General features: G+C 63.3%; 12 protein-coding genes. All 12 read left to right on the plus strand.

From position 1 onward, the window contains the following. The first annotated feature begins 97 nt into the window (after positions 1–97). Positions 98–2,824, plus strand: a complete 2,727-nt coding sequence (gene mutS, locus GGD57_RS26795; RefSeq protein WP_184473202.1) for a DNA mismatch repair protein MutS — start codon at positions 98–100, stop codon at positions 2,822–2,824. 11 nt (positions 2,825–2,835) lie between these two features. Next, complete coding sequence (locus tag GGD57_RS26800) at positions 2,836–3,111, plus strand: hypothetical protein (RefSeq protein ID WP_085735861.1); 276 nt, start codon at positions 2,836–2,838, stop codon at positions 3,109–3,111. A 108-nt stretch (positions 3,112–3,219) separates the two neighbouring features. Then, complete coding sequence (locus tag GGD57_RS26805) at positions 3,220–6,126, plus strand: [protein-PII] uridylyltransferase (protein WP_184473203.1); 2,907 nt, start codon at positions 3,220–3,222, stop codon at positions 6,124–6,126. Positions 6,127–6,151: 25 nt separating this feature from the next. Continuing rightward, positions 6,152–7,729: a murein biosynthesis integral membrane protein MurJ gene (murJ, locus tag GGD57_RS26810; RefSeq protein ID WP_184473204.1), complete on the plus strand. Its 1,578-nt coding sequence runs from the start codon at positions 6,152–6,154 to the stop codon at positions 7,727–7,729. A 211-nt stretch (positions 7,730–7,940) separates the two neighbouring features. Continuing rightward, positions 7,941–8,339 (plus strand): VOC family protein, encoded by a 399-nt coding sequence (locus GGD57_RS26815; RefSeq protein WP_184473205.1) that lies wholly within the window; start codon positions 7,941–7,943, stop codon positions 8,337–8,339. A 121-nt stretch (positions 8,340–8,460) separates the two neighbouring features. Next, complete coding sequence (trpS, locus tag GGD57_RS26820) at positions 8,461–9,525, plus strand: tryptophan--tRNA ligase (protein WP_184473206.1); 1,065 nt, start codon at positions 8,461–8,463, stop codon at positions 9,523–9,525. An 87-nt stretch (positions 9,526–9,612) separates the two neighbouring features. After that, complete coding sequence (locus GGD57_RS26825; RefSeq protein WP_003583845.1) at positions 9,613–10,104, plus strand: universal stress protein; 492 nt, start codon at positions 9,613–9,615, stop codon at positions 10,102–10,104. 106 nt (positions 10,105–10,210) lie between these two features. Next, complete coding sequence (locus GGD57_RS26830) at positions 10,211–10,777, plus strand: NifU family protein (RefSeq protein WP_010065800.1); 567 nt, start codon at positions 10,211–10,213, stop codon at positions 10,775–10,777. An 88-nt stretch (positions 10,778–10,865) separates the two neighbouring features. Continuing rightward, a complete protein-coding gene (tsaB, locus tag GGD57_RS26835; RefSeq protein WP_184473207.1) occupies positions 10,866–11,528 on the plus strand; it encodes a tRNA (adenosine(37)-N6)-threonylcarbamoyltransferase complex dimerization subunit type 1 TsaB in 663 nt (220 codons plus the stop codon). A gap of 2 nt (positions 11,529–11,530) precedes the next feature. Next, positions 11,531–12,025, plus strand: coding sequence for a GNAT family N-acetyltransferase (locus tag GGD57_RS26840; protein ID WP_184473208.1), 495 nt, complete (start codon positions 11,531–11,533; stop codon positions 12,023–12,025). An 83-nt stretch (positions 12,026–12,108) separates the two neighbouring features. Then, positions 12,109–12,537 (plus strand): Fur family transcriptional regulator, encoded by a 429-nt coding sequence (locus GGD57_RS26845; RefSeq protein WP_010068897.1) that lies wholly within the window; start codon positions 12,109–12,111, stop codon positions 12,535–12,537. Between the two features lie 27 nt (positions 12,538–12,564). Further along, positions 12,565–13,362: a lysophospholipid acyltransferase family protein gene (locus GGD57_RS26850; protein ID WP_184473209.1), complete on the plus strand. Its 798-nt coding sequence runs from the start codon at positions 12,565–12,567 to the stop codon at positions 13,360–13,362. Positions 13,363–13,453: the final 91 nt, after the last annotated feature.

Below are 13,453 nucleotides of genomic sequence, written 5' to 3' on the forward strand. Positions count from 1 at the left end.
TGTGGGCGACGCTTTGCTCTTCCTCAAATGCTGTTGTCATCTATAGCGGTGCGCGGATAGGGTTGGCACCTGTTTTTTTGGGAAAAACTGCACCTCCGTGAACGCACGAATAGACACAGAGAATGAAGCCTTTTCGGCTGCCGAGCTCGCCACGGCGGAAAGCCGTGCCTCGGCGACGCCGATGATGGAGCAATATATCGAGATCAAGGCGAACAATCCGGGTTCGCTGCTCTTCTATCGCATGGGTGACTTCTACGAGCTGTTCTTCGAAGATGCGCTCGAAGCCTCACGTGCGCTCGGCATCACGCTGACGAAGCGCGGCCAGCACATGGGCCAGGATATCCCGATGTGCGGCGTGCCGGTGCATGCGGCCGACGACTATCTGCAGAAACTGATTTCACTCGGCTTCCGGGTCGCCGTCTGCGAGCAGATCGAGGATCCGGCCGAAGCGAAGAAACGCGGCGGCAAATCCGTCGTCAAGCGCGACGTCGTCCGCCTGGTCACGCCAGGCACGATCACCGAGGAAAAACTGCTTTCGCCCTCGGAATCCAACTATCTGATGGCTCTGACCCGCATTCGCGGCGCGGCCGAACCCTTGCTGGCGCTCGCCTGGATCGATATTTCCACCGGCGTCTTCCGGCTGGCCGAGACCGAGGCCTCGCGGCTGCTTGCCGATATCCTGCGCATCGATCCGCGCGAACTCATCCTGCCCGACACGATCTTCCACGATCCGGAGCTCAAGCCGGTCTTCGACGTGCTCGGCCGCACCGCGGTGCCGCAGCCGGCCGTGCTCTTCGACAGCGCCAGCGCCGAAGGCCGGATTGCGCGTTATTTCGGCGTCACCACACTCGACGGCTTCGGTACTTTTTCCCGCGCCGAGCTGGCGGCGGCGGCGGCGGCCGTCGCCTATGTCGAAAAGACCCAGATCGCCGAGCGGCCGCCGCTTGGCAAGCCCGAGCGGGAAAGTGCGGCGTCGACGCTGTTCATCGACCCGGCCACGCGCGCCAATCTGGAACTGGCCCGCACGCTGTCGGGTGATCGCAACGGCTCGCTGCTGAAGGCGATCGACCGCACCATCACCGGCGGCGGCGCACGGCTTCTCGCCGAGCGGCTGATGTCGCCGCTGACCGATCCTGCCCGCATCAATGCCCGGCTCGATTCGATCGGCTTCCTGATCGACGAACCCCTGCTCTGCGGTAATCTGCGCGATACGCTGAAACATGTGCCCGACATGCCGCGGGCCCTGTCGCGCCTGGCGCTCGATCGCGGCGGCCCGCGCGATCTCTGGGCGATCCGCCAGGGCCTGCAAGCGGCCGGCGGACTTGCCGATCTGCTCGCAGGCGCGATGCTGCCGGAAGAACTTGGCCAGGCGCTGTCCGGGCTGCAGGCCCTTCCGGCGGGCCTGGAAAAGCTGCTGGCCGAGACGCTCGCCGACGAATTGCCGCTCTTGAAGCGCGACGGCGGCTTCCTGCGCGACGGCGCCAGCGCCGAACTCGACGAAGTCAGGGCGCTGCGCGACCAGTCGCGCCGGGTGATCGCCGGGCTGCAACTGCAATATGCCGAGGAGACCGGCATCCGGTCGCTGAAGATCAAGCACAACAACATCCTCGGCTATTTCATCGAGGTCACCGCCGGCAATGCCTCGCCGATGACCGACACGGCGGAAGCAAAGGCGCGCTTCATCCACCGCCAGACGATGGCGAGCGCGATGCGCTTCACCACCACCGAGCTTGCCGATCTCGAAAGCCGCATCGCCAACGCCGCCGATCGGGCGCTGACGATCGAGCTTGCCGCTTTCGACAGGATGACGGCGGCCGTGGTTGCGGAAGCCGAAGCGATCAAATCGGGCGCGCGGGCGCTTGCCGTCATCGACGTCGCCGCCAGCCTGGCGCTGCTCGCCGAAGAGCAGGCCTATTGCCGCCCGCAGGTCGACGGTTCGAAGATGTTTGCGATCGAAGGCGGACGCCATCCGGTCGTCGAACAGGCGCTGCGGCGGCAGGCCGGCGGCCCCTTCGTCGCCAACAATTGCGACCTGTCGCCGAAAGCAGGCGACAAGGACGGCGCGATCTGGCTGCTGACCGGGCCGAATATGGGCGGTAAGTCGACCTTCCTGCGGCAGAACGCGCTGATCGCGATCCTGGCGCAGATGGGCGCCTTCGTGCCGGCGGCATCGGCCCATATCGGCATTGTCGATCGGCTTTTCTCGCGCGTCGGCGCTTCCGACGACCTGGCGCGCGGGCGCTCCACCTTCATGGTCGAAATGGTCGAAACCGCGGCGATCCTCAATCAGGCGAGCGACCGCTCGCTCGTCATTCTCGATGAAATCGGCCGCGGCACCGCCACTTTCGACGGCCTGTCGATCGCCTGGGCCTCCGTCGAACACCTGCATGAGGGCAACCGCTGCCGTGGCCTGTTCGCCACGCATTTCCATGAGCTGACCGTGCTGTCGGAAAAGCTTGGCCGGCTATCGAACGCGACGATGCGCGTCAAGGAATGGGACGGCGACGTCATTTTCCTGCATGAGGTCGGGCCGGGTGCGGCGGACCGCTCCTACGGTATCCAGGTCGCGAGGCTTGCCGGGCTTCCGGCCTCGGTCGTGACACGGGCCCGCGACGTGCTTACCCGGCTGGAGGATGCCGACCGCAAGAACCCGGCGAGCCAGCTGATCGACGACCTGCCGCTCTTCCAGGTGGCGGTGCGGCGCGAGGACACCGCCCGCGGCCCCTCCAAGGTCGAGGAGGCGCTGAAGGCGATGAGCCTCGACGACATGACGCCGCGCGAGGCAATGGACGCGCTTTACGACCTCAAGAAGAAACTGAAATAGGGGCGAAACCGATGTTCATGGAAAAACTGGTTCGCGAAACCGAGCGTCTCTCGCTCATCTGCTCCATGCTCGACACGATGCGGCGCGCCGACGAGGATCGCAATGCGCGCGGCTGGACCTCGCCGATCGGCATGCTGAAAATCACCCGCTGCTGCGCGATGATCTCGGAGCTCGCCACGTCGATCGCCAAGGCGGGCTACCGCGAATGCGACAGACAGTCGCTCGAGGAGATCATGAGCGAGACGCGGCAGGTGCTGTATTTGCTGAATGCGCGGGCTGCCAGCTGAGCTTTTCGGGAAAGCTGTTGCGCGGCTTACCAACACCATTTCGCCAAATTTAAAGGTTCTTGCAGTATGAGAGCCCGTGTCAATCGCCGGGCAAAGGGATTATAGCGCATGCAGACGAAACATGAGGCGAGCCCGGATCAGGCCGCCCGGCATGAACAGGGAACCGCCCCGGCGACAGCGATGCGCAACCTCGATTTCTCCGACATCCTCGACGTCGAACTGCTGCAGAAGCAGTGCGACGCCATCGCCGAGGCCAACCGCAACCGGCCCGACGTCCTGCGCGCCGACCTGCTGGCCGTCCTGAAAAAGGCCAGCACGGAAGGCCGGCAGAAGGCGAGGGCCGCACTATTGGCCGACGGCGGCGGGCTGAACTGCGCCTACCGGATTTCCTGGCTGCAGGACCAGATCATCACCGTCCTCTATCATTTCGCCACCGCCCATATCTTTCCGCAGCAGAAGGACAAATTCGCGGTCACCGCCGTCGGAGGCTACGGCCGCGACACGCTGGCGCCGGGCTCCGATATCGACCTGCTCTTCCTCTTCCTGCCGAAGCCGGCGGACGAGACGCACAAGGCGGTCGAATTCATGCTCTATGTGCTCTGGGACATGGGCTTCAAGGTCGGCCACGCCACCCGCACGGTGGAGGAATGCATCGCGCTTTCCAAATCCGACATGACGATCCGCACCGCCATCCTGGAGATGCGCTACATCTGCGGCCTGCAGCGGCTGGAAACCCAGCTCGAGACCCGCTTCGACAAGGAAATCGTCACCGGCACCGGCCCGGAATTCATCGCCGCCAAGCTTGCCGAGCGCGACGAGCGCCACCGCAAGGCGGGCGACACGCGCTATCTGGTCGAGCCGAACGTCAAGGAAGGCAAGGGCGGGCTTCGCGACCTGCACACGCTGTTCTGGATCTCGAAATATTATTATCACGTGCGCGATCAGGCGGAGCTGGTCAAGCTCGGCGTGCTGTCGAAACACGAATACCGTCTGCTTGAGAAAGCCGATGATTTCCTCTGGGCGGTGCGCTGCCACATGCACTTCCTCACAGGCAAGGCCGAGGAGCGCCTGTCCTTCGACATCCAGCGCGAGATCGCCGAAGCCTTCGGCTATCACACCCGCCCGGGCCTTTCGGCCGTCGAGCGCTTCATGAAGCATTATTTCCTCGTCGCCAAGGATGTCGGCGATCTTACCCGCATCCTCTGCGCCGCGCTCGAAGACCAGCAGGCCAAATCGATCCCGGGCCTTACCGGCGTCATCAGCCGCTTCACCCACCGCAATCGGAAGATCGCCGGCAGCGTCGAATTCGTCGAGGATCGCGGCCGCATCGCGCTGGCCGATCCCGAGGTGTTCAAGCGCGATCCGGTCAGCATCCTCCGGCTCTTCCACGTCGCCGACATCAACGGGCTGGAATTCCATCCGGACGCGCTGAAACGCGTCACCCGCTCGCTTTCCCTGATCGACAACAGGCTCAGGGAAAACGACGAGGCGAACCGGCTGTTCATGTCGATCCTGACGTCGAAACGCGATCCAGCGCTCATCCTGCGCCGGATGAACGAGGCCGGCGTGCTCGGCCGCTTCATTCCCGAATTCGGCAAGATCGTCGCGATGATGCAGTTCAACATGTATCACCACTATACGGTCGACGAACATCTGATCCGTACCGTCGACGTTCTCTCCGAGATCGACAAGTCACGCTCGGAGGATCTGCATCCGCTCGCCAACAAGCTGATATCCAATATCGAGGACCGCGAAGCGCTTTATGTCGCCGTTCTCCTGCACGATATCGCCAAGGGCCGGCTGGAGGATCACTCGATCGCCGGCGCCCGCGTCGCCCGCAAGCTCTGCGCCCGCTTCGGGCTGTCGCAGAAGCAGACGGAGATCGTCGTCTGGCTGATCGAGGAACATCTGACCATGTCGATGGTGGCGCAGACCCGCGACCTCACCGACCGCAAGACGATCACCGACTTCGCCGACCGCGTGCAATCGCTCGACCGGCTGAAGATGCTGCTGATCCTGACGATCTGCGATATCCGCGCCGTCGGTCCGGGCGTGTGGAACGGCTGGAAAGGCCAGCTTCTGCGCACGCTCTATTACGAAACCGAGCTGCTGCTCGCCGGCGGCTTTTCGGAGGTTTCCCGCAAGGAGCGCGCCAATGCCGCCGCCGAGGCGCTGCACGCCGCCCTTGCCGATTGGAGCCAGAAGGACCGCAATACCTATACCAAGCTGCACTACCAGCCCTATCTGCTGTCCGTGCCGCTGGAAGACCAGATCCGCCATGCCCACTTCATCCGCCAGGCCGACAAGGCGGGCCAGGCGCTCGCCACCATGGTGCGGACCGACAGTTTCCACGCCATCACCGAAATCACCGTGCTGTCGCCCGACCATCCGAGGCTGCTTGCCGTCATCGCCGGCGCCTGTGCGGCGGCCGGGGCCAATATCGTCGATGCGCAGATCTTCACGACATCGGACGGGCGGGCGCTCGACACCATCCATGTCAGCCGCGAATTTGCCGACGATGCCGACGAGCTGCGCCGGGCCGGCACGATCGGCCGGATGATCGAGGACGTGCTGTCCGGCCGCAAGCGCCTGCCCGAGGTCATCGCCACGCGCACGCGCAATCGCAAGAAAAGCAAGGCCTTCGTCATTCCGCCGTCGGTCAACATCACCAACAGCCTGTCGAACAAGTTCACCGTCATCGAGGTCGAATGCCTCGACCGGCCGGGGCTCCTGTCGGAGATCACCGCCGTGCTTTCCGATCTATCGCTCGACATCCAGTCGGCCCGCATCACCACCTTCGGCGAGAAGGTGATCGACACCTTCTACGTCACCGATCTTGTCGGACAGAAGATCTCGGGCGATAGCAAGCGCGCCAATATCACCGCCCGGATGAAGGCCGTCATGGCCGAGGAGGAGGACGAGCTGCGCGAGCGCATGCCCTCCGGCATCATCGCGCCGGCCGCCACAGCCCGGACATCGCCTTCAGCCGAAAAGAAAGCCGATTCTTCCGCATGAGCCCCACACGCATGAGCCGATCCGCATGAGCCTCGTCAAGAAATTCGCCACCGTCGGCGGCGCCACCCTCGGCAGCCGTCTCTTCGGCTTCGCCCGCGAAACGCTGATGGCGGCGGCGCTCGGCACCGGGCCGATGGCCGACGTCTTCTACGCCGCCTTCCGCTTTCCGAACCTCTTCCGCCGGCTGTTTGCCGAGGGCGCCTTCAACGCCGCCTTCGTGCCGCTCTTTGCCAAGGAGATCGAGGCGAACGGCACGGATGGCGCCAAGCGCTTTTCGGAAGAGGTCTTCGGCGTCTTGTTTTCGGTGCTGCTGCTCATCACCATCGTGATGGAGCTTGCCATGCCGCTCCTGGTGCGCTTCGTCATCGCGCCTGGCTTTGCCGACGATCCGGAGAAATTCTCGATCACCATCCGCATGGCGGCGGTGATGTTTCCCTATCTGATGTGCATGTCGCTGACGGCAATGATGAGCGGCATGCTGAATTCGCTGCATCATTTCTTCGCCGCGGCCATCGCGCCTGTGTTCCTCAACGTGGTGATGATCGGGGCGCTGTTTTATGCGCTCTATACCGGCGCCGATCCGCTGACGACCGCCTGGTATCTCTCCTGGGGCGTTCTTGCCGCCGGCGTCCTGCAGCTCGCCGTCGTCTATATCGGCGTGCTTGCCGCCGGCATGAGCATCGGTTTCCGCTTCCCGAAGATGACCCCGAACGTCAAGCGGCTGCTGATCCTGGCGGTGCCGGCCGCCGTGACCGGCGGCATCACCCAGATCAACCAGCTGATCGGCCAGGCAATCGCCTCGTCCCGCGACGGCGCCATCGCAGCGCTGCAATATGCCGACCGCATCTATCAGCTGCCGCTCGGCGTCGTCGGTGTCGCCGTCGGCGTGGTGCTGCTGCCGGAGCTTGCCCGGGCGCTAAAGGGCGGCAACCTGCGCGAAGCCGGAAACCTGCAGAACCGCTCGATCGAATTCGTGCTGTTCCTGACCATCCCCGCCGCCTTCGCGCTGTGGATCCTGTCGGACGAGATCATCCGCGTGCTCTACGAACGCGGCGCCTTCCATCAGGAAAACACCGCCGTCGTCGGCGCGATCCTGGCGATCTACGGCATCGGCCTGCCGGCCTTCGTGCTGATCAAGGCACTGCAGCCGGGCTTCTACGCCCGCGAGGATACCAAGACGCCGATGCGCTTTTCGGCGATCGCGGTGGCGACCAACTGCGCCACGGCGCTCACCCTCTTCCCCTATATGGGCGCGCCCGGCATCGCCGTTGCCGAAGCCACGGCCGGCTGGATCAGCACCGTGCTACTGTTCACCACGCTTTTGCGCCGCGGCCACCTGACATGGGAATGGGCACTGGCAAAGCGCGCCGCCCTCTTGATCGTCGCCGCGGCGGTGATGGGCGCGGCCATCGTCTTCCTCAAGCAGTATTTTGCGCCCTGGCTTGCATCAGGCGCGCCACTTCTGACCAAGATCGGCACGCTCGGACTGCTGATTGCGATTTCCATGCTGGTCTATTTCGCCGCCGCCTTCCTGATCGGCGGGGCGGATCTCGGTATGATAAGGCGCAATTTGAATCGCAAGCCGGTGAAGACGGAAGGGTGAGGCCGGGGGTTGTCGATACCGGCCTCGAACGAGGTCGAGCCACAGATGAATACCCCTCCCCTTATGGGAGAGGATACAAAATCAAGATCTTAGCCGAAGGCTAAGTCTTAGATTTTGTTGGTGAGGGGGCAGCAACGTTAGCGAGGGACGATTTTCGTTGCCTTTTCTGCCAAGCTCCGCAACAAAACCCCATGTCAGCCCGGAGCCGCCCATGACGATCCAGTCGCTTTTCCTCGTCACTCTCGTCGTCGACGACTACGACCGCGCCAAGGCATTTTATTGTGGTGACCTCGGTTTCGATTGCCTGCAGGACGAGCCGCAGCCGGAGGGCAAGCGCTGGGTGGTGGTGAAGCCTCGCGGGGGTGATGGCGCGGCCTTTCTGCTGGCGCAGGCGGCAGATGCGGCGCAGCGGGCGGCGATCGGCCATCAGACGGGTGGCCGCGTCGGCTTCTTTTTGAAGACCGACGATTTTGCCCGCGACCATACCGCAATGCTCGCCGCCGGCGTGCGCTTTCTGGAGCAGCCGAGGCATGAGGTTTACGGCACGGTCGCAGTCTTTGCCGATCCTTATGGCAACAGCTTCGATCTGATCGAGCATGCCGCAGCCTGAACCCCTTGATTGCAACCGATTGCCCGTGCATAAGCCGCCGCGTTGACAACATCGGCGAAAAGCCCTGCTGCAATGCAGCAAACTGAAGCTGTGGGCCCTCCACCAGCCTATTGAGGACGACATGAGCGAATTCAAGAAACTCGTATTCTCCGGCGTGCAGCCGACCGGCAATCTGCATCTCGGCAATTATCTCGGCGCGATCCGCCGCTTCGTGGCGCTGCAGGACGGCAATGACTGCATCTATTGCGTCGTCGACATGCATGCGCTCACCGCCCAGCTCGTGCATGAGGACATGCCGAGCCAGACGCGCTCGATCGCCGCCGCCTTCATCGCCGCCGGCATCGACCCGGAAAAACATATCGTCTTCAACCAGTCGGCCGTGCCGCAGCATGCCGAACTTGCCTGGATCTTCAACTGCGTCGCCCGCATCGGCTGGATGAACCGCATGACGCAGTTCAAGGACAAGGCCGGCAAGGACCGCGAGCAGGCCTCGCTCGGTCTCTACGCCTATCCGAGCCTGATGGCCGCCGACATTCTCGTCTATCGCGCCACCCATGTGCCGGTCGGAGAGGACCAGAAACAGCATCTGGAGCTTGCCCGCGACATAGCGATGAAGTTCAACCTCGATTATGCCGAGCATATCGGCAGGACCGATTACGGCGTCGACATCACCGTCGGCAACGAGCCGGTGCATGCCTATTTCCCGATGGTCGAGCCGCTGATCGGCGGACCGGCGCCGCGCGTCATGTCGCTGCGCGACGGCACCAAGAAAATGTCGAAATCCGATCCTTCCGACCTGTCGCGCATCAATCTGATGGACGACGAGGACGCGATCTCGAAGAAAATCCGCAAGGCCAAGACCGATCCGGACGGCTTGCCGAGCGAGATCGACGGACTGCAGGGCCGGCCGGAAGCCGACAATCTGGTGGCGATCTATGCGGCGCTTGCCGACAAATCGAAGGCCGATGTGCTGGCAGAATTCGGCGGCCAGCAGTTCTCCGTCTTCAAGCCGGCGCTGGTCGACCTCGCCATCCACGTGCTGGCGCCGATCACCGGCGAAATGCGCCGGCTGATGGACGATACCAGCCATATCGACGCCATCCTGCGCAAGGGCGGCGAACGTGCGAGAGCACGCGCCGAGGTGACGATGAAGCAAGTGCGCGACGTCATCGGCTTCCTCTATTGAGGTCAATTTCCTCTTCTCCCCCGCCGGGGGAGAAGAGGAAAAAACTGGGCTTGCAAATTCTCCGCTTCGGGTGTCAGAGTCCCCACCATGGTATCGAAACGACTCTCACGGCTCGAAGGTCATCGCCGCAAATTCATGGCGGTAATCGACGGGACACCGGAATGCCAGCGCGCTGTCCATTATGCCGGCCGGCGTGCGAAGAATTCCAATGGCGGGCTGGTGCTGCTCTATGTCATCCCCGACGGGGATTTTCAGCAATGGCTGGGCGTCGAGGCGATCATGCGGGCCGAGGCGCGTGAGGAGGCGGAGGCGGTCGTTGCCAAGATCGCCCAGATCGTGCGCGAGACGATCGGCATCGAGCCCGAGATCGTCATCCGCGAAGGTGGTGCGGCCGAACAGATCAACGCAGTGATCGAGGACGACCGCGATGTGGCGATCCTGGTGCTGGCCGCCGGTTCGGCCAAGGAAGGTCCGGGACCGCTGGTCTCGTCGATCGCCGGTCGCGCCGCGGCATTTCCAATCCCGGTCACCGTGCTGCCCGATACTTTGACCAACGAGGAAATCGACGCCCTCTGCTGATCATTCTTGAGTAAAAATCTCTTGAATGGAACCGGCAATGGGCTTATCTTCTTTTGAAGAATTCTAAAGACGGCCGAGGTCCTGTGCCTGCCGCATGGAGAAGCAGATGTTCATTCAGACCGAAGCCACGCCGAACCCCGCCACGCAGAAGTTCCTGCCGGGCAAGGTGGTGATGGAAAACGGCACGGCCGAATTCCGCAGCGCCGAGGAGGCCGAGGCTTCGCCGCTGGCTGCCCGCCTGTTCGAGATCCCGGGCGTCACCGGCGTCTATTTCGGCTATGATTTCATTTCCGTCTCCAAGGACAATGCCGAATGGCAGCATCTTAAGCCGGCTATCCTTGGCTCGATCATGGAGCATTTCATGTCGGGCAAGCCTGTGATGGGCGATGCCTCCATCCTTTCCGAAGACGCCGATGCCGGCGACGAATTCTTCGACGAAGGCGATGAATCGATCGTGCTGACCATCAAGGAGCTCCTGGAAACCCGCGTGCGCCCCGCCGTTGCCCAGGACGGCGGCGACATCACCTTCCGCGGCTTCAAGGACGGCAAGGTCTATCTGAACATGAAGGGTTCCTGCGCCGGCTGCCCGTCGTCGACGGCAACGCTGAAGCACGGCGTCCAGAACCTGCTGCGCCATTTCGTGCCGGAAGTGCAGGAAGTGATTGCCGCCTAAAATTCCTGGATCCGTCCGGCCGTTCATCTCTCGTTCGGCCAGACGGATTTATGAAGAGGCGACAAGAGTTTATTCGGAAATTGATGGCATGATCGTTCTGGCGCTGGACACGGCAGGTGTGGATTGCGCTGCCGCCGTTTATGACAGCGGCAGGAATACGATGCTGGGGGAGGCATCGGACATGATCGGCAAGGGGCATGCTGAACATCTGATCGGTATCGTCGACCGGGCGCTGGATCAGGCCGGGCTGGCGCTTTCTCACATCGACCGGCTTGCGGTTACCATCGGCCCGGGATCATTCACCGGTATCCGCGTCGGCGTTGCCGCGGCCCGCGGTTTTGCCCTTTCCCTCAATGTGCCCGCCGTCGGCGTCACCACGCTCGAGGTCATGGCATCGGCCCAGCGCGAGAAGACGCCGCATCGTGCCGTGCTCGCGGCCATGGACGCCAAGCGCGACGAAATCTATCTTCAATCCTTTGCAGCCGACGGTGCGCCGCTCGATACGCCGCGGGCGCTCAGCGTGGCGCAAGCGCAGGCCTTTGCCGCCGGTTTCGACGGCGAGATCACCGGTTCGGCAACGCCGCTGCTGAGGCCCGATGCCGGCGGCGACCACACCAACAATTTCCCGATCTCCGTCGTGGCGCGCCTCGGTGCTGCCGCCTCCCCCGATTCCGGAAAGCCGAAGCCCCTTTATCTGCGCGGACCCGATGCCAAGCCGCAGGCCGGGTATGCGATCGCCCGACGAGTGTGACCATGCTGGAAGCCTATCTGACGCTGAAGCCGGAATTCGAGATCATCGCCATGGAGCGCGAGGATTGCCGCGATGTCGCGGTCCTGCATGGAGAGCGTTTTGCCCGCCCCTGGGGCGACGGCGAATTCCACAGCCTGCTGTCGCAGGAGACCGTGTTCGGCTTCGTCGCGCGCCAGACCAATGCCATCCTGAAAAAGCCGCTTCCGGGGTTCATCCTTGCCCGTCAGGTCGCCGGCGAGGCGGAGATCCTGACGATCGCCGTGCAGGCGAAGGTGGCCCGCGCCGGCCTCGGCTGGCGGCTGATGCAGGCGGCGATGCGGGAAGCGCGCGCGCGCGGCGGCGAGAGCATGTTTCTCGAAGTCGACGACGGCAATAGGGCCGCCCTTGGCCTCTATCGCAAGCTCGGCTTCGAAAAGGTCGGCGAACGCAAGGGGTACTACAAGCAGGAAAACGGCGCCCTCTCCACAGCGCTTGTCATGAAGCGCGTTCTTCGGTAGTTGCCTTGCAGCGAGGCAACCTGCAGGCCGGCGCAAGCGCCGTGCGGCGTTGTCGAAACACGAAATATCTCTAAAGGCGGGCGATGACTGACGTAGCCAAGACCCTTGAGGAGCTTTGCACCGAACGCGGCATGCGCATGACCGAGCAGCGCCGTGTGATCGCGCGCATCCTGGAAGGTTCGGAAGACCATCCCGACGTCGAAGAACTCTACCGCCGCTCGGTGAAGGTCGATGCGAAGATCTCGATTTCCACCGTCTACCGCACCGTGAAATTGTTCGAAGATGCCGGCATCATCGCCCGCCACGATTTCCGCGACGGGCGCTCGCGCTACGAAACGGTGCCGGAAGAGCATCACGACCACCTGATCGACCTGAAGACCGGCACCGTCATCGAATTCCGCTCGCCGGAGATCGAGGCGCTACAGGAGCGCATCGCCCGCGAGCACGGCTTCCAGCTGGTCGACCACCGGCTGGAGCTTTACGGCATCCCGCTGAAGAAGGAAGATCTCTGAAGCAATGGCCGCCCGGGAGACCAGCCTTTGATCGCCTGGCTGCGCATTGCCCTTGCTGCGGTCGTCATCCTTGCCGTCAGCATCGTGCTCATGCCGCTGCAGGTGCTGGCACTGCGTTTCGACTGGCGGCTGCGGCGCAGGCTGCCACGCCTCTGGCACCGGATCGTCTGTTATTGCCTCGGCATCCGCGTGCGCGTGACCGGCAGGCCGGAAGAGCGCCGGCCGCTGATGCTCTGTTCCAACCACTCGTCCTGGCTTGACATCATGGTGATGTCGTCGGTTGCCGACGTCGCCTTCATCGCCAAGATCGAGGTCAGCGAATGGCCGATCTTCGGCACGCTTGCCAAGCTGCAGAAGAGCGTCTTCGTCGTACGCGAGGAGAAGCGCAGGACCGGTCACCAGGCCAACGAGATCGCCGGGCGCATGGCCGATGGCGAGATCGTCGTGCTCTTTCCGGAAGGCACGACCTCGGACGGCAATCGGCTGCTGGAGGTCAAATCCTCGCTGTTCGGCGCCGCGGCGATGGCGGTGCCTTATTCGCCGACCGGAACCGTCGTGGTGCAGCCGCTGGCGATTGCCTATACCAGGGTGCACGGCATCGCCATGGGGCGCTATCACCGGCCGCTCGCTGCCTGGCCGGGGGATATCGAACTTCTGCCGCACCTTCTCGACATCGTGCGCTGTGGCGCGATCGATGCCGAGGTCTCCTTCGGCGAGGCGGTGGAATATCGCGCCGACACCAAGCGCAAGGAGGTCAGCGCCGCGATCGCCACCCGCATCCGCAGCCTGCTCAATACAAGCCTGCGCGGCCGAAATGTCGTCTAGCAGGCTGTTGAAGAAGTCTCCTGTTTGGCCTTTAGTATGGCCTCGTCGCCGTTGTGGTATGCGAACGTGATTTCGATCGTGCCATCGTCGA

The organism is Rhizobium esperanzae, from assembly GCF_014197615.1.
GTDB classification, from domain to species: Bacteria; Pseudomonadota; Alphaproteobacteria; order Rhizobiales; family Rhizobiaceae; genus Rhizobium; species Rhizobium esperanzae_A.

What these genes read in the sequence shown, in the direction of transcription:
- GGD57_RS26800 (WP_085735861.1), top strand. Translation starts at nt 2,836, where the DNA reads ATGTTCATGGAAAAACTGGTTCGCGAAACCGAGCGTCTCTCGCTCATC.
- GGD57_RS26805 (WP_184473203.1), top strand. Translation starts at nt 3,220, where the DNA reads ATGCAGACGAAACATGAGGCGAGCCCGGATCAGGCCGCCCGGCATGAA.
- murJ (WP_184473204.1), top strand. Translation starts at nt 6,152, where the DNA reads ATGAGCCTCGTCAAGAAATTCGCCACCGTCGGCGGCGCCACCCTCGGC.
- GGD57_RS26815 (WP_184473205.1), top strand. Translation starts at nt 7,941, where the DNA reads ATGACGATCCAGTCGCTTTTCCTCGTCACTCTCGTCGTCGACGACTAC.
- trpS (WP_184473206.1), top strand. Translation starts at nt 8,461, where the DNA reads ATGAGCGAATTCAAGAAACTCGTATTCTCCGGCGTGCAGCCGACCGGC.
- GGD57_RS26825 (WP_003583845.1), top strand. Translation starts at nt 9,613, where the DNA reads ATGGTATCGAAACGACTCTCACGGCTCGAAGGTCATCGCCGCAAATTC.
- GGD57_RS26830 (WP_010065800.1), top strand. Translation starts at nt 10,211, where the DNA reads ATGTTCATTCAGACCGAAGCCACGCCGAACCCCGCCACGCAGAAGTTC.
- tsaB (WP_184473207.1), top strand. Translation starts at nt 10,866, where the DNA reads ATGATCGTTCTGGCGCTGGACACGGCAGGTGTGGATTGCGCTGCCGCC.
- GGD57_RS26840 (WP_184473208.1), top strand. Translation starts at nt 11,531, where the DNA reads ATGCTGGAAGCCTATCTGACGCTGAAGCCGGAATTCGAGATCATCGCC.
- GGD57_RS26845 (WP_010068897.1), top strand. Translation starts at nt 12,109, where the DNA reads ATGACTGACGTAGCCAAGACCCTTGAGGAGCTTTGCACCGAACGCGGC.